Below are 22,800 nucleotides of genomic sequence, written 5' to 3'. Positions count from 1 at the left end.
GATTAAAGTCGCGCGCGAATGACTGTTGCCGAAAAAATAGATAAGCCGATCGAACAAGAGGCGGCGAGCACGGACGCGGTCCTCGAAGGGCGATATAGCGTTGATTTTTCACGGCGTCTTGCCGACCTGGAAAGTAGTGCCAATACGGCCGTTCTGGCAAACGATCTTCAGGATTCATCGTCTGAATGTTTCGCCGTTATTTCAAGCCCTTACAGTACATATCGCCAATCTTTGGCTCAGCTAATGAGTGAAAGCTGCATCCCCGGTATGGTCGAACTTTTGGCGCATGGATCTATCCGTACTTCCGACACTGACGCTTGCTATGTTTCGATCTTTGAAATGCCGCGCGGTGGTCTTTTGTATCGCGATGGCAGTGAACCGCTTACAGAGAATATGGTATTCGATAGAGTGCTACCAGCAGTGGTGGATTGCCTGCAGATACTACATAAGAACAAGCTGGCCCATCGCGGCATCCGCGCGAATAATATTTTCTTCGCGGACTTAAACCGGGAACATCTTCTCCTGGGGGAGCCGGTCACCAGTGCGCCAGGTTCAGCTCAACCGGTCGTTTACGAACCGATTACGAGTGCGATGGCACATCCTATGGGGAGAGGTGAGGGAACACCAGCGGATGATATCTACGCGGTCGGGGTTCTGATCCTACATCTCTTGTGCGGTAAGCTTCCGGCCGCGGAATTGAGCGCAAGTGAGATTTATAAGCAAAAACTTGAATTTGGCAGTTTCGCAGCTCTAACAGAAGGTATTTCTCTTTCTTCGCGCGTAAAGGATGTGCTTGCCGGACTCTTGCATGATGATCCGAAACGGCGCTGGGACGTCGCTACGCTGGCCCGTTGGCGAGATGCAATTGCAGATCCGCCTCGGCGTGGACGCGGGGATAGTCCGGCTTTTGGCAAGATACTGTTTGAATCTGAGGAATATAATTCGCCGCGGCTTCTCGCCTATGCCATGGCGCAAAACCAGAAAGCCGCGCTGGAACTGATAGAGAGCGGCAGGCTCACGAAATGGATCAATGGATCGCTTCGGGATGAGACGATTGCGAAGAAAATGGTCCTTATTTACGAGGGCGGTACGTTGGTGCGTAGTGAAAAACACTATGCGCACACTGCTGTTGCGCGAGCTATCCATCTGCTGGATCCTGACGGAGCATGTTGGTATCGCGATATTGTCTTTGGGCGCGGCGCGCTTGGTTCCCTGATGTTATCGGCATTTCAGGACGATAATGCCGAACTGAAGAAGACGATCGCGGAACTTCTGGAGACCAATCTGATGCATACGATTGCGGTCAATGAAGTACGCACAGACAAGGAAAGAAACGCAGAGTGGATGCCGGCAAGCTCTATTTCCAACTGCAATGATTACATGAAGCAGAAACAAAATATAGGGTTCGGACTTGAGCGGTGCCTTTATGCCCTTAATCCCGGCTCTCCGTGCCTGAGCCCGCTTGTACTGGGCGGGGATGTCAGGAATATCCCACAATTGATTGATGTTGCAGAGAAAAAGCTTTCTTCGTCGAATGGACAGGGGAATCCTTTTGACAGGCATATCGCGGCATTTGTCGCGGTGAAATCAAAGGGTCTGGATAAACATCTGAAAATACTCGCCCATAAAGCACCCGGCAGTGCGGAGCAGATGCTGGTGCAGCTGAGGATCCTTGCTAAGTTACAGGCGGCCGCACATCCGTTGCCGCTGCCAGGGTTTTGCCGCTGGACTGAGGAAATGCTAAAGCCCGTATTTACGAAAATCCGCTCTCGTCTGCGCCGGGAGATCGTGAGTCAGAAATTTCACGAGGCGAAGAAAAGCGGCAGTATGGTGGCAATCCTGAACGCAACAGATATCGAGAGACAACTTGCGGCTGATGCCCGCGAATATGACGAGGCGCTTGCTGTCGCCGACGAGGGGGACCGTATCGCAGTCTATCTTGAGAAATCGGTTGAGCAGCGCAGAACCGCTGCAATGCGTTACGGGGCCTGGATCACCTCGGTGCTGGCGATTACCTCGCTCATGAGCAGTATGATCCTTTCAGCCCTCTATTTCCTGGAATAACGCCATGGCCAACAAGTCAAAGAAAGCAGAACAAGCGACAGAAAGCAAAATGGGCCAGAATTTCATAATCGTCTGGATTCTGGTTCTGTCAGGTCTTGGTATTGTCTTTGTGCCGCCGACCATGCTTGTTCTTATTGCCGGAATGATACCGAGTTTTGTCGCGTTGCTTTTGCCCAACGACCGGCCGGGCGGTCCCGCGGCAATGATGGCCTTTAATCTTGCCGGTGTCATTCCTGTGATCGGGATACTTTGGGAGCGTGGCCAGACGTTTCATGAGGCCTTCAAGATTCTCTCCGATGTTTATATGTGGCTTGCTATGCTGAGCGGGGCAGGGCTTGCCGTATTTTTAGCCTGGGGCGTACCGATAGTCGTCTTCGCTGTCTATGAGATGCAGGCCAAGGCGACATTGGGGAGGCTCCAGAAACAACGGGCCAAACTGATCGAGGAATGGGGCGGCCAATTCGTGACAGATGTTAAAGACCTGGAGCAGGAGCAGCCGTAAACAGATCTCCTCAAATCACGGCTTAATTACTGGAAATAAAACGGTGTCTTGGGCATAGTGCCGACGTCAAAGAAACAAAAGCAGAATCAGAAACAAGGAAGCACAAGAATGTCAGGCCATGTCTACTGGATATTTGAGTTGGAGATAAAAGACGGCAAACATGAAGATTTCGAAAAATTGATGCATGAGATGGTTGCGGCAACGAAGGCCGATGAACCGGGTGCGCTTAACTATGAGTGGTCGGTAAGTGAGGACAATAAAACCTGTCACATCTTGGAGCGGTTCGAAAGTTCGGACGCGACCTTGATACATATGGGTAATTTCGGCAGTAAATTTGCCGCCCGCTTTATGAGCGTGCTGACGCCGCAAAAGGTAACGGTTTACGGTGATCCGTCCGAGAAAGTGCTTAAGGGCCTGTCGCAGCTGGGGGCTGTCAGAATGCCGTCAATCGGAGGTTTCTCCCGCTAACAAAAAAAGGCGCTGCCTATGGCAAGCGCCTTTTTCATTTTACGTTTCACAACGGCGTATTAGTTCAGCCGTTCTTCCATAACCTTGGATTTCATCGCCCGCTGCAGCTTTTCAAAAGCCCGGACTTCAATCTGGCGAACCCGCTCACGGCTGATGTTATATTGCTGGCTCAACTCTTCAAGTGTGAGTGGTTCATCCCGCAGGCGACGTTCAGTCAGGATATGGCGTTCGCGCTCATTGAGAACATCCATCGACTGTTCCAGCATCGCCCGCCGGCTTTTGAGCTCCTCGCTCTCGGCATAGACGGTTTCCTGGTTTGGTGTTTCATCCTCCAGCCAGTCCATCCACTCACCTTCGCTTTCGGCGCGCATCGGGGCATTGAGGCTGTGATCCGGTGCCGTCAGGCGGCGGTTCATGCTGATCACCTCATCCTCGGTCACGCCGAGCTTCTTGGAGATGGTCTTAACCTGATCCGACGTCATGTCACCTTCGTCAATGGCCTCGATCTGGCCCTTGATTTTGCGCAGGTTGAAGAACAGCTTTTTCTGTGCGGCAGTCGTTCCCATTTTCACGAGGGACCAGGTCCGCAGGATATATTCTTGAATGGCTGCGCGGATCCACCACATGGCGTAGGTAGAAAGACGGAAGCCTTTTTCAGGCTCGAATCTTTTCACCGCCTGCATCATTCCGACATTGCCTTCCGAGATCAGTTCGGCGATCGGCAGGCCGTAACCACGATAACCCATTGCGATTTTCGCAACCAGTCGGAGATGACTCGTCACCATTTGGTGGGCCGCCTCGGTATCGCCGTGATCCTTCCAGGCTTTTGCCAGCATATATTCCTGATCTGGCTCCAGCATCGGGAATTTGCGGATTTCCTGCAAATACCGGGACAGGCCGCCTTCCGGCGTCAATACAGGTAAAGTAGATGTGCTCATTTCAGGACCCTCTCTATTCATGGCACCCGGTTTTCGTCGTATTATACGCCCAAAAAACGGGCCCGGATTACATTCCTGTCTACTCAGGAACCATGGCATTTCTATGATGCTGGGTGTTTTCCCCTAAATGCCTTGATTAGTTCCATTAAGTCAGATGGGAAATCTACCTCAAATTTCAAGCGCTTGTCTGTGACAGGATGCACAAAACCGAGGGTTTCGGCATGAAGCGCCTGACGATTGAAAGAAAGAATGATTTTCTGTCTTTCGTCGGAGAGAGAGCTCACGCGGCTGCGCCTTGGGCGGGTATAAAGTGGATCACCGATCAACGGGTGTCCAATATGGCCCATATGGACCCTGATTTGATGGGTTCGGCCGGTTTCAAGCTCGCAAGTTACAAGCCCGGCGATATCCTGGAAGTTGTCGTCGAGCCTATAATGTGTAACAGCGCTTTTGCCGCCCTTGGTCACCATGGCCATGCGTTTGCGATTATGCGGATCGCGACCAATATTTCCCTCGATTTTACCGGCGGCGGGATAAAGCCTGCCCCAGACAATTGCTTTATAGCGCCGCTCTATATCATGCGCAGCGAAGAGATTGGCAAGACCCTGATGCGCAGCGTCACTTTTTGCGGCCACCATGACACCGCTGGTGTCCTTATCGATCCGATGCACAATGCCGGGGCGTTTCACCCCGCCGATGCCAGACAGGCTGTCGCGGCAATGATAGAGTAGCGCATTGACAAGTGTCCCGGACCAGTTGCCGGCCGCCGGATGCACCACCATACCGGCTGGCTTGTTGATGACGATCAGATGCTCATCTTCAAACAGAATATTAAGAGGGATATTTTCGGGCTCCGGTTCGCTTTCGACTGCAGGGGGAACCACCACCTCATAAACCTCGCCCGCGCGGACCCGGCGGGACGGATCTGTGACGGGAAGGTCTGTGAGGGAGACCTGGCCGTCCTTGATCAGCGGCTTGATCCGGTTGCGTGACAAGTCGTCAAGCGATGACGCCAGCAACCGGTCGAGCCGGGTGCCGTCGTCTGCAGCTGAAACTTCAACTTGAAGTGTACCCTCAATGGATGGCATACAAATGTACCAGAAACGTTTGTTAAAAGAGGGCGATCATATGTCGGAAAAGCCATCCGAAAATTCCGGACCCAATCTCACCTTGCTGAAATGGATTGTCGGTGTCCTCGGTGCGCTCATCATCCTGTTCGCCACTGTCATAGCGGTTACCATATATAAGCGCATGACGGCAATGGAAACCGAACCCGCGTCCGAGATGCAGGAAAAGACAATTTCGGTGTCCGGCGAGATGCAGCTTGGCAATTTCGGGGACATCCACCTGCCAATTCCCGACGATATGGAGTTGATTAGCCTCACCCCGTCACAGGAACGCCTGTTTGTCACCGTCGGCACAGAGGGGGCTGCGCGCCTGATCCTGGTGGTAAGCCTGAATGATGGCAGCATTCTAGGCAGCTTCAACCTTGATAAAGAGGGCCTGCAATAAAGGAAGCTTTCCCACCCCCCTCCCGGATCGGGCGGAGGAGAAAAGGACGGAGTATAGATGGTGAAGAACGGCACACTCGTCAATTTTGCAAGTGATAATGCGGCGCCAGTCGCCCCGGAAATCCTTGCGGCTATCCAAAAAGCCAATGCGGGCCCAATGCTCAGCTATGGCGACGATCCTCTCACCAGTGGGGTGGAGGCGAAACTAAAACAAATTTTCGAATGCGACCTCAGGGCATTTCCTGTCGCGACGGGGACGGCGGCCAATGTGCTTGGTCTCAGCGTGATGACGCCGCCTTACGGGGCCATCTACTGTCACCGGCTTGCCCATATCGAACAGGATGAGTGTGGGGCTCCCGAGTTTTACACCCATGGTGCGAAGCTTGTTAAGCTCGATGGTGAAGGCGGGAAACTGCAGGCGGCAGAACTCGACGATGTTCTAAAAGAAGCAGGCGCTGGCAATGTTCATCATGTGCAGCCAGCTGTTATTGACATTACGCAGGCAACAGAAAGTGGCACTGTCTACAAGCCGGAGGAGATCGCAGAAATCGGCATTGTGGCGCAGCGGCATGGTCTGGGGCTGCATATGGATGGCGCGCGATTTGCCAATGCCCTGACATTCCTGGACTGCGCCCCCGCCGATATCACCTGGCGTGCCGGGGTAGACGTCCTGTCCTTCGGCGCGACTAAAAATGGCGCAATGGGAACCGAGGCGGTGATCTTCTTCAATCTGGAGAAAGCGCGAGAGTTTGAGTTCCGGCGCAAGCGGGGGGCACATCTCTTCTCGAAAATGCGCTATTTGTCGGCGCAACTCGATGCCTACCTCACCGATGGTCTTTGGCTAGATCTTGCAGGACATGCCAACCGGATGGCACGGGAGGTTGCCGACAGGATATCCGCGATACCCGGCGCAGAGGTCCTTTACCCTGTTGAGGCTAACTTGATTTTTGCGCGGCTGCCGGAAGCCTCGCTTGAGTCCCTGGCCGTTTCAGACGTGCTTTATTATCGCAATGGAAAGGATTCTGCGGGAGAGGTCCGTCTCGTCACGTCGTGGAATACGAGTGCGCAGGACGTTGATCACCTGCTTAAGGTTATTACCTGAACTTCACAGGCGAGACGATTTTTCATCCACATGGTTTGATTTCATGCTCCTCACCCGCTATTCAGGGCAATGAAACAGTGTAACGCGACGAACGGGATAGGCAGAACGTGCAGAATTTCGGGAATTTTTGGGAAATCGTCAAAGAAGTCTGGCGTGAGGGATACGCAGGCATCGATTTCAGCTCACTGATAATCGCCCTCGGTATCCTGCTGGCAGCCTTGTTGATCCGCGGTGTATTCACCAAATTCGTGATCAATCGCCTGATCCGGTTCGCTGAGAGGTCGGAGAGCAAGATCGACGATCAACTGGTTTCTGCGATGAAAGGCCCGATTCGCTTCATACCGGTCGTGATTGGCGTTTATTTTGCGCTCGAAGTCCCGGATTTCGGGAATGAGGAGAGTTTTTCAGCCTTGGCCGGAAAAATTGTCCGGTCAATGATTGTGTTTAATATCTTCTGGGCAATCTACTGCGCCATCAGCCCGTTGACCTTCCTGCTTGGTAAGCTGGAAGAATTGTTCTCGGCGGAGATGGTCGAGTTTCTCGTCAAGATCATGAAAGGGCTGATTATTGGCCTTGGCGGGGCAACTGTGCTGCAACTCTGGGGGATACAGGTGGGGCCGGTTATTGCCGGTTTCGGTATTGTCGGCGTCGCTGTCGCCCTCGGCGCACAGGATCTGTTCAAAAACCTGATCAGCGGCTTTCTCATCTTGGCTGAAAAGCGCTTCAAGGCAGGGGACTGGGTGCTTGTTGATAGTGTGGTCGAGGGGACGGTCGAGAAAATCGGCTTTCGCTCCACGGTTATTCGGCGGTTTGACAAGGCGATCACCATCGTACCAAACGCGGTTTTTGCGGACAAAGCCGTGACCAACTTCTCGGAAATGACTTATCGTCGCATCTACTGGAAAATCGGTCTGGAATATTCAACGACCGTGGAGCAACTTCAGGAAATCACTGAGAAAATTCAGGATTATCTGGTCGGGAACGAGGATTTTGCACAGTCTGGCGAAGCGCTGACCTTCGTCGTGACGGACAGTTTCAATGCCAGCAGCATCGATGTCATGATCTATTGCTTCACCAGGACAACGGTTTGGGGTGAATGGCTCGATATCAAGCAGAATTTCGCTTACGCGATCAAGGGGATAGTAGAGCAGGCGGGCACCAGCTTTGCCTTCCCGTCCGTGTCAGTCTACCGGGGCATTGGCGCAGCGGAGCCTGATCCGTTTGTGCCGCCTTCCGGATACAAGGACGGGCATGGAAAGGGGATCAGCATTGGCAGGCCAAAGCAATGAGGACCGCTAAGACGTTGTTGTCTTGACGATGATATATTCGAACAGGCCGTCCGTTTCGCGCATGGTTTCAAGAAGATAGCCGCTAACCGCGCAATAATGACGAAAATCGATGGCCGAGGCCGGGTCGGTTGCGTGCACTTTAAGCCGCTCGCCTTCCTTTAACGTTTTCATCGCTTTTTTTGCCTTCAGGACGGGCAGGGGGCAGTTGAGCCCCGAAGTATCGAGAAAATGCGGTAAGTCTGCCATTATTTCCTACTTTTCTGCGATGTCTTTCCGTATATGTGCTGCAAAATAGCGCTCCGTCAGTCCTACTGCAACAGGTGAATTCCTGCACCGGGCCTGATTTTCCTCTAATCACGGAATTAACCCTTTGTACACTCTATTTTGGCAGAATTAGGCACTTGGAGTGCACCCAGATAATTATTAGAAATCTAGTATTGTTGTTTAAGATAGAGTTGTGATGCGAATTCAGAACGGGCATCAGTCGGACAAAAAATCCGACTACTTTAACCAGGGAAGAACGGTGGAGATTAAAAAGCCGAATTCTGCCGCTGGAGAAGTAAAACATTATGAAATTGGGGAGGCGACAAGCTTCCTCAAGCCGTTTGGGAGTACTTATCAAGAAGCCCTGGAAAATCTGGTTACCGGCAGCATTCAAATTATTGGCCTTGATGAAGTCAAAGCGCAGTATGCCGAGCAATGGGGCAACATCAAGAAAAACGTCATGCAGATCACCGAGGCGTATATCAGCCGCAAGCTTGATCGCCACGATATTTTCGTTCCCCTTGATGAGGGGCAATTTGCCCTGTTGTTTGCCGACGCATCGCGACAGGAGGCGTTGGAACGGTCCAAAATAATTTCCAAGGATCTCGTCAACAAGCTGTTCGGTGAATTGCCGGGCGGGGAGCTGATTTCCGTCGAAGCTGCCATGCTGAAGGTTGAGGATTTTGACGGTTTAGGCAAAATCCGGTCTCTTGAAGGATTGGTTAAATGTTTTCGTGAGGCTATCGTCAAGGCGCAGACGCGTGAAAGTCGCGATTTCAAGGAGCGAGAAACCGAGCTAAGCGTTCGCTTTCGCCCGATGATTAACCGTCAGAAGGGCTTTGTTGGCATTTATGAGGCCGTGAGCATATCCGAGGCAAATGGTGCTCAGGCTGACATTGATGCCGATGATCCGCTTTTCAACGGCTCGCCCCGTCTTCGCGCCGAGATGGATTGCGTGATTTTGCGTGAAGCTGGCAAACTTATTGAAAATCTGGGTGATACGGGGAATAAGCCAGCAATTTTACTTTCTGTTCATTTCGAGACACTGGCGAACAGCTATTTCAGAAGCAAGTATGCTCGCCAACTCGCGGCCCTGCCGAAATATACCGAGCGTCGTCTGATCCTTAATGTTCAGGAGGTCACCACTGGGGTTCCAAACAGTCGCTATCGACAGATATTCACAGCAATGCGCCGCCTGGTTCTGGGCTTCACTTTCGAGGTTGGGCCGCATTGGTCGGACTTTGCGGCCATTCGTGATCTTCCCATTCTGGCGATCGTGCTCGCCGGGCATGAGAACCTGCATCTCAGGGAGGTTGAAGCGCTGTTCAATCGGGTCAAGAAAAATGGCAGAAAATGCATCTGGCGGTCTGTCGATAATGATACATTGGCGCGGGCAGCATTCAAAATGAAGATCGACTACGTAAGCGGGCCGATTTTCGGTGCCGTTCAGGCCGCTCCCGCCAAGCCTTTTTCCCTGCCGAAATAACCCGTCAATTCTGCCTGAGTACTGCCGCCATCTCGATATGTGGCGAGAAAAGAAACTGATCCACAGGCAAAACCTCGTCTAATCGGTATCCCCCATCTGTCAATATTCTGACATCCCGCGCGAAGGTGACCGGGTTGCAGGAGATTGCCACAACAACCGGAATATTGGATTTAGCAATTTCCTCAGCCTGTGCCTTGGCGCCGGCGCGCGGCGGATCGAAAAGGAGGCCGTCATAGCTGTTCAGCTCTGCCGTCAACAGCGGGCGTTGAAAAAGATCCCGCGTTTCGGAGGTAACAGGAAGGATAGCGCGGTTCGCTGCATTTTGCAGGCCGTTTACCAATTCCGCATCCCCTTCAACCGCATGCACAGGCGCATTGGCCGCAAGTGGAAAGGTGAAGCTGCCGACCCCGGCAAAGAGATCGGCGATATTTCGGGCATCGCCAAGAGCGCTTCGGGCAAAATCCGCCAACGCGGTCTCTCCTGCCTTGCTTGCCTGCAGAAAACTTCCGGGCGGCAGGGTGACGGGGACATTATTAAGCTTAACCTCAGCCAGTAAACGAGCGGCGATAACTTCTGGCGTCTCTTTGGCATTTTGTCGCCAGGCGATCCGGGCGAGGGCTTGCTCTGTAGCGAAGTTTGCCAGAGTTTCGCGGACCTCGAGATCAAGCTCCTTCTTCGCCGTGATCAGGATATCCGGCCCATTTTCCGTGACCGTCGCCAGGATCCTGGCTTCGCTGTTGCGAGGTAGAAGGGATGGTAGCAGGGCCCGAAGAGGTTTCACCAGGCCAAGCAACTGCGGATCAATCACGGGACAGTCGCCAACGTCGAATATCTGGTGACTGCGGCGCTGGTGAAAGCCGATCATCACGCCTTTCTTGCGCTTTGATGCGATAAACTCAACGCGCCGTCGGCTTCCGGGGGGGCAGGATATCGTCTTCAGAACCTCCGCCTTCTCAATTCCCGCCATCGACAGGCAGTCCACAATACGCTGGCGTTTCCAGGCTGCGGTGGTCGTAGGATCGAGATGTTGTAAACTACACCCGCCGCAAGTCCCGAAATGTCGGCAGGCGGGGGCGGTGCGGTCGGGGCCGGGGGTCATAATCTCCTCAACAGCCATGAGGAAACCATTCCCGTGCTCTTCCACGAGGGATGCTTTTACGCGATCTCCCGGGACGGTGAAGGGGATATAATAGCGCTTCCCGTCTTTTTCCGCGATGCCGTCCCCAGACGATCCGATGTGATCGATTGTTAAATCAACTGTCATGGCGCGCTCCCAGTAAAAATTCCTTGTTGCCGTCGCTGCCAAAAATAGGACTGTCTATCGTGCCAAGAGCTGTCCAGCCGGGCAGGGAGTTGATCCAGTTTTCGATTTTAACCGGAACGGCCGCGACTAACGCTTCGTCCCGAACGATGCCACCCTTACCGACATTGCCCTTGCCCACCTCAAACTGTGGCTTCACCAGCGCGAGGAGATACGCCCCGGGGGCCGCAAGGGCAAGCGCAGCGGGCAGCGCTTTTTGAAGCGAGATAAAGCTTACATCCGCGACGATGAGATCGAGCGGGTCGGGGATCAGGTCCGTATCCAGATCGCGGGAATTCGTCTTTTCAAGGTTGATAACACGATCATCCCCGGCAATTAGGGGGTCAAGCTGACCATGACCCACATCGACGGCATAGAGACGTGTGGCGCCGCGTTCCAGCAATACCTGGCAAAAGCCACCCGTTGAAGCGCCGATATCGGCGGCAATTCTGCCTTTTGGGTCAATTGCAAAATGGTCGAGTGCATGAAGGAGCTTATGCGCGCCGCGCCCGACCCAGTCGGTGTCCGGTATCGCAACAGTGAGTTCCATATCGGCAGTGACCTTCCGGGTTGGCTTTGTGGTGACGGTGCCATCGACGGAGACACGCCCCTCCGCAATCAGGCTCTGCGCTTTTGCACGGCTTTTCACCAAATCGCGGGCGACCAGCGCGAGATCAAGTCTTTGTCGGGATTCTGTCATTATTCCGGCCTAAAGGGCGGAGATAATATGCCGCTTCGCCTTGGGGGCGCCCAGCGCGGAAAGGGCCGCGTCGACAATTTGCCCGTGGTTAATCCCCGCCTCTTCATACATATCTTCAATTTTTTTCTGATCTATGTAAGCGTCTTTCATGCACAGCGGCCGGACCTTCAGCCCGTCATCAAGAAGGCCGTTCATGGCGAGGAACTGCATCACATGGCTGCCGAAACCGCCGATCGAGCCTTCTTCCACGGTAATCAGAACTTCATGGCGGTTGGCAAGGTCGCGGATCATTTCTTCATCCAGCGGTTTGCAGAAACGCGCATCGGCGACCGACGTGGAAATTCCCTTGGCGTCCAACTCTTCTGCTGCGATTACTGCCTCTTTCAGGCGTGTGCCGAAGGAAAGGATGGCGACCTTATCGCCTTGCTTGATCATCCGGCCCTTGCCGATTTCAAGAACTTCACCTTTTTCCGGCATTTCCACACCGACACCTTCACCGCGCGGATATCGGAAAGCACAGGGACCGTCATCATAGGCGGCGGCGGTCGCCACCATATGTTTCAGCTCCGCCTCGTCCGCCGGGGCCATGACCATCATGTTGGGCAGAGTGGCGAGATAGGTAATATCGAAGGAGCCCGCATGGGTCGCGCCATCCGCACCAACGAGCCCGGCTCTGTCCATGGCGAACCGAACCGGCAGGTTCTGGATCGAGACATCATGCACGACCTGGTCATAGGCGCGTTGGAGGAAGGTTGAGTAAATCGCCACGAAAGGTTTTAGTCCCTCCGTTGCCATTCCGGCGGCGAAGGTCACCGCATGTTGCTCGGCGATGCCCACATCGAAGCAACGACCTGCAAATTCCTTGGCAAACTGGTCAAGGCCCGTGCCGTCCGGCATTGCGGCGGTCACCGCGACGATTTTGTCATCCTGTTTTGCCTCCTCGATCAGGCTTTGGGCGAAGACCTTGGTGTAGGAGGGCGCGTTCGGTTTTGCTTTTGCTTGCGCGCCGGTGACGACATCGAATTTTGACACGCCATGATATTTGTCCGGCGCGGCCTCGGCGGGGGGATAACCCTTGCCCTTTTGTGTCACGCAATGAATCAGGATTGGCCCGTATTTTGATTCCCGCGCGTTTTTCAGGACCGGGATCAGATGTTCGAGATTATGCCCGTCAATCGGCCCGACATAATAAAAGCCGAGTTCCTCGAACAATGTGCCTCCGGTGACCATACCCCGCGCGAATTCCTCTGCGCGTCGCGCCGTCCGCTCCAGCGGGTCGGGGAGGAGGGAGGCAACCTGTTTCGCAAGTTCGCGCAAGTTGCGGTATGGCTTGCCCGACAGCAGCCGGGAGAGATAGGCACTCATCGCACCGACCGGTGGGGCAATGGACATGTCATTATCATTGAGGATAACGATCTGCCGTGCGTCCATGGCGCCAGCGTTGTTCATCGCCTCATAGGCCATGCCGGCGCTCAAGGCGCCATCGCCGATCACGGAGATAACATTGTTATGCCGCCCCTGGAGATCGCGTCCGACAGCCATGCCGAGTCCGGCGGAAATTGATGTTGAGGAATGGGCGGCACCGAAAGGATCATATTCGCTTTCCGCCCGTTTGGTGAAGCCGGAAAGGCCTTCCGGCTGGCGCAGGGTGCGGATACGATCGCGTCGCCCAGTCAGGATCTTGTGCGGATAGCATTGATGGCCAACATCCCAGATCAGGCGGTCCGTCGGGGTGTTGAAGACATGATGAAGCGCCACCGTCAGTTCGACAACACCGAGACCTGCCCCCAGATGGCCGCCGGTTACGGAAACGGCGCTGACTGTTTCCTGGCGCAGCTCATCGGCCAGTTGCTCCAGTTCCGGCAGGGTCAAATCCCGCATATCCCGAGGATACTCGATGGTGTCCAGTAATGGTGTTTCCGGTCTTGTCGTCAATATATTCACCCGTCTTCAGTTACGGCGCTCAATCGCGAAGCGCGCCGCATGTCTTAACAGATCAGCCTTCGGTCCGAAAGGCTCCAGATGCTCAATTGCCTGATCAACCAGCATACGGGCATGGATCTTGGCTTCATCAAGGCCCATGAGCGAGACAAAGGTGGCCTTGCCTGCGGCGTCATCCTTACCGGTCGCCTTGCCCAATTCTTCCGCGCTGCCTTCGGTATCCAATATGTCATCGGCGATCTGAAAGGCCAGCCCTAAATCATGTGCATAGGCTTTAAGGGCTTGCTGCTGTGGCGGAGATGCATGCCCGAGGATCGCACCCGCCTCGCAGGCGAAGGTGATGAGTGCGCCGGTTTTTAACTGTTGCAGCCGGGTAATGGTAACAATATCGATATCATCCCCTTCAGCATATATATCCATCGTCTGCCCGCCGACCATGCCGCGAACGCCGATGGCATAGGCAAGCTTTGAGACAAGCTGAACGCGCACCTCGGCCGAAGAATGGGTTTTTGCATCGCCGATAATCTCGAAAGCAAGGGATTGCAGGGCATCCCCCGCAAGCACGGCGGTTGCCTCATCAAATTCCTTATGCACCGTCGGTATTCCCCGGCGCAAATCATCATCGTCCATGCAAGGGAGATCATCATGGATAAGGGAATAGCTGTGGATAATCTCAAGCGCCGAGGCGACCCGCGTCGAATGCAGGCGCGGCACCCCAAAAAGATCCGCAGCCTGGATCACAAGAAACGCGCGCAATCGCTTGCCACCGGAGAGAACCGAATAGCGCATCGCGTTATAGAGTTGCTTTTCAAGTCCGTTATTGTCAGGCAGGAACTCGCGAAGCTCCCGGTCCATCAATTCCGCAGTCTGACGGAGGGCCTTGCCGAAATCATCTTCCATCTGAATGTCTCAACCCGTTACGTATACGTAAATGTCTATTCGACATTTGCCGGTTCGACCGATAGGTTGCCGTTCTTGCCGACGATCTTGTCGACCCGTTCTTGCGCATTCCTGAGCTTGGCATCGCAATGCTGCTTCAACAGGGAACCGCGTGTATAGATATCGATCGACTGATCAAGATCGACTTGGCCGGAATCGAGTTTTTCGACAATTTTTTCCAGCTCCTGCAAAGCCTCTTCGAAGCTCATCTTGGCGATATCTGCAGGGATTTCTTGGCTATTCGGATCAGACATGGTTTCTCCTTTGCCGTCTTATACCCTTCTCTTATGTCCGGAGCAATGCTTTCACATGGGCATCGACCCCTTCAGCCAAACCTTCGAGGTCATAGCCGCCTTCGAGGGCGGAGACAATGCGTCCGCCTGACTGACTGTCGGCAATTGCCACCAGTTTCTTCGTTATCCATCCAAAATCTGCAGCGGTTAGATTGAGGTTGGCGAGAGGGTCTTTTTCATGGCCATCAAACCCGGCAGAAATAATAATTAATTCCGGCCGGAAGGCTTCCAAGGCGGGGAGTATAACATTGTCGTAAGCCTCCCGAAAGGCGCGCGAACCCGATCCGGCCACGAGGGGAACATTCACGATATTACCGACGCCCGTTTCGCTGGCATCGCCTGTACCGGGATAAAAGTGCGCCTGATGGGTTGAGGCATAGAACATGCCCGGATCCCGCTCGAATATTGCCTGTGTCCCGTTTCCGTGATGGACGTCAAAATCGACAACTGCAATGCGTTCCAGGTTATACTTCTTTCGGGCGTAATAGGCGCCGATGGCAACATTGTTATAGAGGCAGAACCCCATGGCATGATCTGCTTCGGCGTGATGACCCGGCGGACGGATAGCGCAAAAGGCGTTGGTTTTTGCCTCGTCCATCACCACATCAATAGCAGCGATGACGGCACCGGCTGCGTACTGGGCCGCTGTCTGGGATCCCGGTGACATCTTCGTGTCGGGGTCAAGTTCGATTATACCGACCGAGGGCGCCCGCGTTACCAGATAATCCAAATGGGCTTTGTCATGCGCAAGCGCAAGTTGTTCTTGCGAGGCGAGGGGAGCGTCCCGCCGTTCCAGCATTGGGAAGTTTTCGAGATCAAGCTTGTGGAGTACAGCGCGTAAACGATCGGCACGCTCCGGGTGCCCGGTACCGGTATCATGAAAAAGACAATCACGATGGGTAAAAAGATAGGTTGTCATACGCGGTCAATCCAAGTTTTCCAGTTTGTTCAATTTTTAGTATGTGCTAATTTTTTTGTTGCTTTTCAAGCGATCCATCCTCAATCCTGTTAAAGTAGTTGCAGAACGAAATGTAAATCAAATGAATAAAACAGCACAATTGGCCATCATAGTGGTAATTGCCGCGTTGAGCTATGGTGTCTGGCACTATCAGGACCAGCTTCCCTTTATCGGAGGCGGTAACGGGGAAGCGCAGGACACCAAGAAGCCCCAGCGGCCGCCGCAGAATGTTATTGTTTCTGCCGTTATGAACATGGCTTTACCCCGCACCATTACGGCGATTGGCACGGCGAAGGCTAATGAATCTGTCGTGATTACGTCGAAGGTTTCCGGTAAAATCAGCAATCTGGATTTTGGCGAAGGGCAGAAAGTTAAGGTCGGCAAGCTGTTAGTGCAACTTGACGATACGGAACTTCGGGCCAATTTGACCGAATCGGAAGCCGCACGAGATAACGCGCAGAAGCTTTATGATCGCGCGCTTAAGCTTTACGCCACACGCAATGTAGCGAAGGCCCAGGTTGATTTGCTTCTTTCCGAATTGCAGGCGTCGGAGGCCGCAGTCTCGGCGAATAAGGCGCGGATCAGTGATTACCGGATCGTCGCACCCTTTTCCGGCGTTCTGGGATTTCGTGAAGTGAGTGTCGGCTCTCTTGTGCAGCCCGGGGACGTTATTACGACGCTCGACGATATGGATACAATTAAGGTCGATTTCGACTTGCCGGAGAGTTATATTGCCGATGCCAGCCCGGGGCAGAAGTTCTCGGCGAAAAATGTCGCCTATCGCGATCGGGTCTTTGAAGGCGTGGTCAATACAATTTCTACCCGGGTGAATGAATCCACACGCACCGTTCGTGTGCGCGGTGCTGTTCCTAATGACAAAGGTTTGCTCAAACCGGGCATGTTTCTCTCGGTTGAGCTGCAGGTCAGCGTCGATGAGGATGCGCTGGTGGTTTCCGAAGAAGCTATTACACTGACCATTTCCGGTCCGATTGTGTATCGGGTAGTTGATGGAAAGGCGGTGCGGACTCCTGTTGAAATTGGTCGGCGCATCAGAGGGTTTGCCGAAATTCTTAATGGCCTGGATGAAGGAAACGAGGTTATTGTTGAGGGGCTCCAGAAAGTTAAGGATGGTGCGCCGGTTCAAACCAGTGCTTCAATTAAAACTTCTGAGGCCTCGTAATGCGGTTACCTGATCTCGCCATCAAGCGTCCGGTTCTAGCGATCGTTTTTTCGGCGGTGCTGGTCCTCTTCGGTTTGTTTTCCTATCAGTCCCTGAGCGTGCGGGAATATCCGGATATCGACAAGCCGAATGTGTCAATTCAGACGGCTTACCGCGGGGCATCCGCGGAGATCATAGAAAGCCAGATCACCCAGGTTATCGAGGATGCGGTCGCCGGTATCAGCGGCGTGGAGCGGATTTCCTCAACCAGTCGCGAGGAGTTTTCGACAGTCAACGTGGAGTTCTCGCTGAGCCGGGATATTGAGTCAGCGACAAATGATGTGCGGGACCGTGTATCCCGCGTTGTCAACCAGCTCCCTGAGGAGGCGGATTCGCCCCGAATCTCCAAATCTGAAAGTGACGCGCGGCCGATCCTCTGGTTGTCGTTGACCAGCGATCTATACAACCAGCTGGAATTGACCGACTATGCAGAGCGGAACCTTGTCGACCCGCTGTCAACTGTGGATGGTGTGGCGCAAGTGCGTATCGGGGGCGCTCGTCGTTATGCCATGCGGATCTGGCTTAATACGCCAGCCATGGCCGCGCGGGGCATAACCATTTCCGATATCGAGTATGCCATCCGCGAGCAGAATGTCCAGATTCCATCCGGCCGGATCGAATCGAACATGCGTGAATTCAGTATCAAGACTCAATCCGACCTGAAGACGGCTGAGGATTTCCGCCAAATTATCGTTTACGATTATATTGATGGCCGGATCCGGCTCGGGGATGTGGCCGAAGTTGAAATAGCACCCGAAAATGACCGTACCAGTCTCCGCGTCAATGGACAGACGGCCATCGGCCTCGGTATCGTCCGGCAATCCGGTGCCAATGTGCTGGAAGTTGCTAATGGCGCCAAGGAGATTGTCGAGCGGCTTAAGACCAATCTTCCGCCCGGACTTAACATACGAGTTTCCTATGACCAGTCGGTCTTTATTAGCCAGTCAATCAAGGAGGTGTTCTTTGCCCTCGGCATTGCCATGGTGCTGGTTATTCTGGTTATTTTCTTCTTTCTGCGCTCCATTGCAGCGACATTCATTCCCGCCGTCGCCATACCGGTGTCGATCATCTCAACGCTTACGATCCTTGGGGCGCTTGACTATTCCGTGAACGTACTGACTTTGCTGGCGCTGGTGCTGGCAATCGGTCTTGTCGTGGATGACGCGATTGTCGTGCTGGAGAATATCCACCGGCGAATAGAGGAGGGGGAGCCGCCGCTTCTCGCCGCGAGCCGGGGGGCCAAGCAGGTTGGTTTCGCAGTTGTGGCGACGACGATTGTGCTGATCGCCGTCTTTATCCCGATTTCATTTCTGGAAGGCACGACGGGTCGTCTGTTCCGGGAGTTTGGCGTTGCTGTTGCCGCGGCCGTGATGTTCTCCTCCTTTGTTGCGCTGACATTGACGCCGATGCTCTGCTCGAAGCTACTGGTCGAGGCGAACAAGGAAGGTTGGTTCTATAGATCAACCGAACGGCTGTTTACCGGGCTTGCCTCCCTTTACGGGCGCGCGCTGAAATGGACGCTGAAGATCCCCTTGGTGGTCGTGGCGATTGCCATCGGCTTCTCGGCGCTGGCGTTTAATTTTTATGAGATTATCCCCAAGGAGTTTGCGCCAACGGAGGACCGTGGCGTCTTTTACATGCCGGTAAAAGGCCCTGAAGGGGCGACCTTGGATTATACGCGCAATAATGTCGACAAGGTTGAGAAGGTTCTGAAACCCCTTGAAGAAAGCGGGGAGGCGTCGCGGATCTTTGCTTTTCTCGGTACTTTCCGTCAGCCGGGACCAGTGAATGAAGCTTTCATGCTGGTCGGTCTTGTTCCGTGGGAGGAGCGGACACGCTCACAGCAGGAAATTGTCGATGAGGTGTTTCCCAAGCTGATCGCCATCCCAGGCGCCCGGGTTTTCGCGATAAATCCTGCCAGCCTCGGCCAGCGTGGATTTTCCGCACCGGTCCGGGTTATTGTGGGCGGCCCGTCCTATGACGTGATCAATGAATGGGTCGACCGGGTCATTGCGCGGGCACAGGAAAATCCGCAATTGCTTAACGTTGACAAGGATTTTCAGGAAACCCAGCCGCAGATCCATGTGGATATCGACCGGGCTCGTGCGTCCAATCTTGGCGTCACGATTGAAACCATTGGCCGGACACTGGAAACTTTGATGGGCGCGCGTAATGTCACTACCTATGATCAGGGTGGCAAGCAGTATGAGGTGATCGTACAGGCCCGAAAAGAGGATCGCAGCAGCCGTGACGACCTGTCGAATGTTTATGTGCGCTCTGAAATCGCCAACCAGCTCATTCCGATTTCGGGTTTCGTGACCTTGAGGGAAGAGGCTGGACCCGGCGAACTTAACCGTACAGATCGATTGCGCTCGGTTGAGATTTCCGCGTCGCTCGGGCCTGACTATACCCTGGAAGAGGCGCTTAATTATCTTGAGACGATTATTGCGGAGGAAGCGGGAGACGAGGCAAAAATCTCCTATGGCGGCCTCAGCCGGTCCTACAAGGATTCCAATCAGGCGCTTATCTTCACATTTGTTACCGCGCTGTTAGTGGTATTTCTCGCCCTTGCGGCACAGTTTGAAAGTTTCATCCATCCGATGATCATCATGACGACGGTGCCGCTGGCCATTACCGGGGCACTGGGCTCCATCCTGCTGGCCGGGCTGACGCTCAATATCTACAGCCAGATCGGGATGATCATGCTGATCGGGCTGACGGCGAAGAATGCCATTCTGATCGTGGAATTTGCGAACCAGCTACGGGATGAAGGCGCCGATATCCTCACCGCTATTCAGGACGCGGCGATTATCCGTCTTCGCCCAATTTTGATGACGACGATCTCAACCGCGCTGGGCGCCGTACCGCTGGCCATTGCGACGGGCGCCGGTGCGGAAAGCCGCGAGGCTATCGGGATCGTGATAATCGGCGGCATGATTTTCTCGACCATTCTATCACTGTTCGTGGTGCCGGTCGTTTATATCCTGCTGGCTCGGTTTAGCCGCCCCTCCGGTTATCTCGCGGCGAAACTGAATGAACTCGAGAACACGCATGTGAAAGTACATGAATAGGGCCCGAAAACGGGGCGGAAAATTCTTTTTTAGGGCTGACAGCAATCACTGTTCCATCATAGGGTTGGCGGGGCTATGATAGGCGCTGCTTTGAAATGAAAAGCTTTTTTTACAGGGAACAGGGGAAATGCCGGACAAAGGAAAGGTTCTTTTGCTGACGGGGGCAAGCCGGGGAATTGGGCATGCAACGGTCAAGCGGTTTAGCGCGGCGGGCTGGCGGGTGCTGACAGTCTCGCGGCAGGCTTTCTCCGAATATTGCCCCTGGGAGGGGGGCGAGAAGGACCATCTGCAGATTGATCTTTCGGATATCGAAAAGCTGCCAAAGGCCATTGATCATATACGTGAGAAGTTGGAAGGCGCTCCGCTGCATGCGTTGGTGAATAACGCTGGCGTTTCACCCAAGGGCCCGGACGGGGAGCGGTTCAGTACCCTTAATTCCAGTTATGCCGACTGGCTGCATGTCTATAATGTCAATCTTTTTGCGCCGTTGATGCTGGCACAAGGATTGTTCGCGGAACTGGTTGCGGCCAAGGGGGCAATCGTCAATGTCACCTCAATTGCCGGGGGGCGGGTGCATCCGTTTGCGGGCTCAGCTTATGGTACTTCGAAGGCCGCACTTTCCGCCCTCACGCGGGAGATGGCGGCGGATTTTGGCCCCCATGGTGTGCGGGTCAATGCCATCGCACCCGGCGAGATTGACACGTCGATCCTGTCTCCCGGCACGGAAGACATGATTCAGGATATTCCTCTTCGTCGTCTGGGAAAACCGGAGGAAGTCGCGTCCACCATTTATTTTCTTTGCGATGCACCATCGTCCTATGTGACGGGCGCGGAAGTCCATATCAACGGCGGCCAGCATGTGTAGTTGGATCGTGAAGTGAATGGTTCCGATAAATATCTGACGCGGCTGATTGAGCGGTTCTATCATGAGGCGTGGAACGCGAAGGATGAGGCCTGTGCCCGCGAGATTTTGCACAAGGATTTTGATTTCCGCGGGTCTCTGGGTCCGGTCCGGACCGGGCCGGAGGGGTTTATCCAGTATATGCGGGAGCTCTGGGTCGGTCTTCCCGATTTTCGGTGCGATATTGTGGAAGTGGTGGACACAGGCGACAGCGCTGCCGCAAGGATGAAATTTTCCGGTACCCACAAGGGCCTGTTCTATGGCGTCCCCGGCACAGGCAAGATGATTGAATGGGCAGGAGGGGCCTTCTTCAAGGGCGATGGCCGCCAGATTACCGAACTTTGGGTGCTGGGCGATATCGATGCCGTGAAGCGGCAACTTGGGCCTTCGGCAAGGTCCGATTTCGTCTGATCACCATGCGCCTGATGGCCGCGTTAATCGTTGAAGGCTTTCAAGGCGGTCATCGCGATATGGGGGTTGTCAACGATGGCTGGGTCCGTGAAGCGGCCGTCTTTTATATTCTGGAAACCTGGAATATTTTTCAAATCCTCGGCGTTTACAGAACGAAACCCCATGGACCAGCCGGGAAAGTAACGCTTTTCCGTTTTTCCCTTGCGGAGCAGGATAAGCCCTTCATGGCGCCGGTCCTTCGCAATCCGGGCATAGGTTCGCTCAATCGTGCTTTCCTCCCCCTCCAGCACCTGCATGAAGCTACCATCCTTATAAAGCAGCATTCCGGTGATATAATCATTGGTGTTGCTGGAACGGCTCGTCTCCAGGATTGCTAATAATTCCTCTTCATCCATGAGGTGTCGAGCCGAACTGACATATACGAGATAGTGCATGATAAACGCCCCTCCCGTGGCGGATTGAAATAACGGAAAATGTCGTCCCTTCAATCCGGTTTAGTTTAATCCAAAGCGATTTGGGCAGCAACAATCAAGCGGAATAGCCTGCTTCAGGATCTGTTCAGTTTCAGCAGCACGGTTCCAAGCATAGTGGTGAAAATCGCGAAATACTGCATCAGGCTCAGTCTTTCTTTCAGCAGTAATACACCGAACAGCAGCGCGAAAATGATACTCGTTTCCCGGACCGCCGCGACGAGGGCAATGGGGGCAACTGTCATCGCCCAGATTACCGCCCAGTAAGCCGCAAGACTCAGCATTCCGCCGAGAAATGCCGTTTTCAAGAGAGGGCGGGACTGAGAGAAGATTTTCGATCCCCGTTTCACGAAGAGATAGGCCAGTATGGGATAACCATCCAGAGCCATCATCCAGGCAGCATAGCTATGGGCACTTCCGGCAAGGCGCGCGCCCACACCGTCTGTTACCGTATAGCCCGCGATGAATAGCCCGGTCCCGATTGCAAAAAATACAGCGGTTGGGTTTCGAAGTTTCTGGGTATTGCGGGTGATGGACAGGCTCATTATCCCGATCGCCATGATGACAATGGCGATCCAGGCAATCTGGCTGAGTTGTTCTCCGATCAAAAGGATTGAAAGGAGGGCCACGATTAAAGGCGCGGAACCTCTGGATAGCGGATAAACATGGCTTAAATCCCCGTATTTATAGGCGGAGAGGAAAAACACCAGATAACCGATATGAATGAGGACGGACAGAGCAAGATAAGGCCAGCTTTCCGGCGCTGGGAAATCAAAAAATGGCAGGGTAACCAACGCACCGGTCGCACTTGAAGCCATCAACAACGCCATGAACAGGACACGGTCTTCATTTTTTTTAACAAATGTATTCCAGGCAGCATGAAATAACGCCGCAATCAGGACGATACCAAATACAGATAACTCCAACTCACTCTCCGTCGTTGATGGAAATCAACAGACTTGCGACTGCAGGA

The 22,800-nt window shown here is 53.9% G+C and carries 22 protein-coding genes; 11 read left to right on the top strand and 11 right to left on the bottom strand.

Annotated features, from left to right (window positions below; genetic code table 11):
* Positions 1-18: 18 nt before the first annotated feature.
* From GQE98_RS15940 to GQE98_RS15930, 3 genes are all read left to right on the top strand, one after another.
* Positions 19-2,064 (top strand): protein kinase domain-containing protein, encoded by a 2,046-nt coding sequence (locus GQE98_RS15940; protein ID WP_161316699.1) that lies wholly within the window; start codon positions 19-21, stop codon positions 2,062-2,064.
* A 4-nt stretch (positions 2,065-2,068) separates the two neighbouring features.
* Positions 2,069-2,566, top strand: coding sequence for a hypothetical protein (locus GQE98_RS15935; protein WP_161316698.1), 498 nt, complete (start codon positions 2,069-2,071; stop codon positions 2,564-2,566).
* 108 nt (positions 2,567-2,674) lie between these two features.
* Positions 2,675-3,034, top strand: coding sequence for a putative quinol monooxygenase (locus GQE98_RS15930; RefSeq protein WP_161316697.1), 360 nt, complete (start codon positions 2,675-2,677; stop codon positions 3,032-3,034).
* 59 nt (positions 3,035-3,093) lie between these two features.
* Here the strand turns inward: GQE98_RS15930 and rpoH are convergent, their stop codons facing one another.
* Both rpoH and GQE98_RS15920 read right to left on the bottom strand, forming a co-directional pair.
* Positions 3,094-3,972, bottom strand: coding sequence for an RNA polymerase sigma factor RpoH (gene rpoH, locus GQE98_RS15925; RefSeq protein WP_161316696.1), 879 nt, complete (start codon positions 3,970-3,972; stop codon positions 3,094-3,096).
* A gap of 101 nt (positions 3,973-4,073) precedes the next feature.
* Positions 4,074-5,060: an RluA family pseudouridine synthase gene (locus GQE98_RS15920; RefSeq protein WP_161316695.1), complete on the bottom strand. Its 987-nt coding sequence runs from the start codon at positions 5,058-5,060 to the stop codon at positions 4,074-4,076.
* A gap of 4 nt (positions 5,061-5,064) precedes the next feature.
* Between GQE98_RS15920 and GQE98_RS15915 the strand changes: the two genes are divergently transcribed.
* The 3 genes from GQE98_RS15915 (at position 5,065) to GQE98_RS18495 (ending at position 7,874) form a co-directional block, all read left to right on the top strand.
* Complete coding sequence (locus GQE98_RS15915) at positions 5,065-5,484, top strand: hypothetical protein (protein WP_161316694.1); 420 nt, start codon at positions 5,065-5,067, stop codon at positions 5,482-5,484.
* 57 nt (positions 5,485-5,541) lie between these two features.
* Entirely contained in the window at positions 5,542-6,585 is a 1,044-nt protein-coding gene (locus GQE98_RS15910) for a threonine aldolase family protein (protein ID WP_161316693.1), read from the top strand.
* A 107-nt stretch (positions 6,586-6,692) separates the two neighbouring features.
* Complete coding sequence (locus GQE98_RS18495; RefSeq protein WP_161316692.1) at positions 6,693-7,874, top strand: mechanosensitive ion channel domain-containing protein; 1,182 nt, start codon at positions 6,693-6,695, stop codon at positions 7,872-7,874.
* Between the two features lie 6 nt (positions 7,875-7,880).
* Here GQE98_RS18495 and GQE98_RS15900 read toward each other — a convergent pair whose 3' ends face one another.
* Positions 7,881-8,120 carry a sulfurtransferase TusA family protein gene (locus GQE98_RS15900; protein ID WP_161316691.1) on the bottom strand — a complete coding sequence of 80 codons (240 nt, stop codon included), beginning with the start codon at positions 8,118-8,120 and terminating at the stop codon, positions 7,881-7,883.
* A 214-nt stretch (positions 8,121-8,334) separates the two neighbouring features.
* Here GQE98_RS15900 and GQE98_RS15895 point away from each other — a divergent pair, with 214 nt between their 5' ends.
* Positions 8,335-9,624 (top strand): EAL domain-containing protein, encoded by a 1,290-nt coding sequence (locus GQE98_RS15895; protein ID WP_161316690.1) that lies wholly within the window; start codon positions 8,335-8,337, stop codon positions 9,622-9,624.
* A gap of 4 nt (positions 9,625-9,628) precedes the next feature.
* Here GQE98_RS15895 and rlmD read toward each other — a convergent pair whose 3' ends face one another.
* Genes rlmD through GQE98_RS15865 form a run of 6 tightly spaced genes read right to left on the bottom strand, consistent with a single transcriptional unit; the run spans position 9,629 to position 15,716 of the window.
* Entirely contained in the window at positions 9,629-10,888 is a 1,260-nt protein-coding gene (gene rlmD / locus GQE98_RS15890) for a 23S rRNA (uracil(1939)-C(5))-methyltransferase RlmD (RefSeq protein WP_161316689.1), read from the bottom strand.
* The gene (locus GQE98_RS15885) at positions 10,878-11,624 is read right to left on the bottom strand and encodes a TlyA family RNA methyltransferase (protein ID WP_161316688.1); all 747 of its coding nucleotides are present in this window, start codon (positions 11,622-11,624) and stop codon (positions 10,878-10,880) included. Before GQE98_RS15885 ends, rlmD begins: the two co-directional genes overlap by 11 nt.
* Before the next feature lie 9 nt (positions 11,625-11,633).
* On the bottom strand, positions 11,634-13,559 hold the full coding sequence (gene dxs, locus GQE98_RS15880) for a 1-deoxy-D-xylulose-5-phosphate synthase (protein WP_161316687.1): 1,926 nt from the start codon (positions 13,557-13,559) through the stop codon (positions 11,634-11,636).
* A gap of 15 nt (positions 13,560-13,574) precedes the next feature.
* On the bottom strand, positions 13,575-14,465 hold the full coding sequence (locus tag GQE98_RS15875; protein ID WP_161316686.1) for a polyprenyl synthetase family protein: 891 nt from the start codon (positions 14,463-14,465) through the stop codon (positions 13,575-13,577).
* Positions 14,466-14,500: 35 nt separating this feature from the next.
* On the bottom strand, positions 14,501-14,758 hold the full coding sequence (locus GQE98_RS15870) for an exodeoxyribonuclease VII small subunit (protein WP_161316685.1): 258 nt from the start codon (positions 14,756-14,758) through the stop codon (positions 14,501-14,503).
* 31 nt (positions 14,759-14,789) lie between these two features.
* On the bottom strand, positions 14,790-15,716 hold the full coding sequence (locus tag GQE98_RS15865) for a histone deacetylase family protein (protein ID WP_161316684.1): 927 nt from the start codon (positions 15,714-15,716) through the stop codon (positions 14,790-14,792).
* Between the two features lie 121 nt (positions 15,717-15,837).
* Between GQE98_RS15865 and GQE98_RS15860 the strand changes: the two genes are divergently transcribed.
* The 4 genes from GQE98_RS15860 (at position 15,838) to GQE98_RS15845 (ending at position 21,357) form a co-directional block, all read left to right on the top strand.
* The gene (locus tag GQE98_RS15860; RefSeq protein ID WP_161316683.1) at positions 15,838-16,935 is read left to right on the top strand and encodes an efflux RND transporter periplasmic adaptor subunit; all 1,098 of its coding nucleotides are present in this window, start codon (positions 15,838-15,840) and stop codon (positions 16,933-16,935) included.
* Entirely contained in the window at positions 16,935-20,045 is a 3,111-nt protein-coding gene (locus GQE98_RS15855; protein ID WP_161316682.1) for an efflux RND transporter permease subunit, read from the top strand. Before GQE98_RS15860 ends, GQE98_RS15855 begins: the two co-directional genes overlap by 1 nt.
* A 127-nt stretch (positions 20,046-20,172) precedes the next feature.
* On the top strand, positions 20,173-20,910 hold the full coding sequence (locus GQE98_RS15850; RefSeq protein ID WP_161316681.1) for an SDR family NAD(P)-dependent oxidoreductase: 738 nt from the start codon (positions 20,173-20,175) through the stop codon (positions 20,908-20,910).
* Positions 20,911-20,922: 12 nt separating this feature from the next.
* Positions 20,923-21,357, top strand: coding sequence for an ester cyclase (locus GQE98_RS15845; RefSeq protein WP_161316680.1), 435 nt, complete (start codon positions 20,923-20,925; stop codon positions 21,355-21,357).
* Between the two features lie 23 nt (positions 21,358-21,380).
* Here GQE98_RS15845 and GQE98_RS15840 read toward each other — a convergent pair whose 3' ends face one another.
* Entirely contained in the window at positions 21,381-21,791 is a 411-nt protein-coding gene (locus GQE98_RS15840; RefSeq protein ID WP_161316679.1) for a BLUF domain-containing protein, read from the bottom strand.
* Positions 21,792-21,904: 113 nt separating this feature from the next.
* On the bottom strand, positions 21,905-22,753 hold the full coding sequence (locus GQE98_RS15835; RefSeq protein ID WP_161316678.1) for a DMT family transporter: 849 nt from the start codon (positions 22,751-22,753) through the stop codon (positions 21,905-21,907).
* Positions 22,754-22,800: the final 47 nt, after the last annotated feature.

The organism is Sneathiella litorea, from assembly GCF_009882915.1.
In the GTDB taxonomy this organism is placed as follows: domain Bacteria; phylum Pseudomonadota; class Alphaproteobacteria; order Sneathiellales; family Sneathiellaceae; genus Sneathiella; species Sneathiella litorea.
Note: the sequence above shows the minus strand (reverse complement) of the source record. Positions and strands in the feature narration are given on the sequence as shown.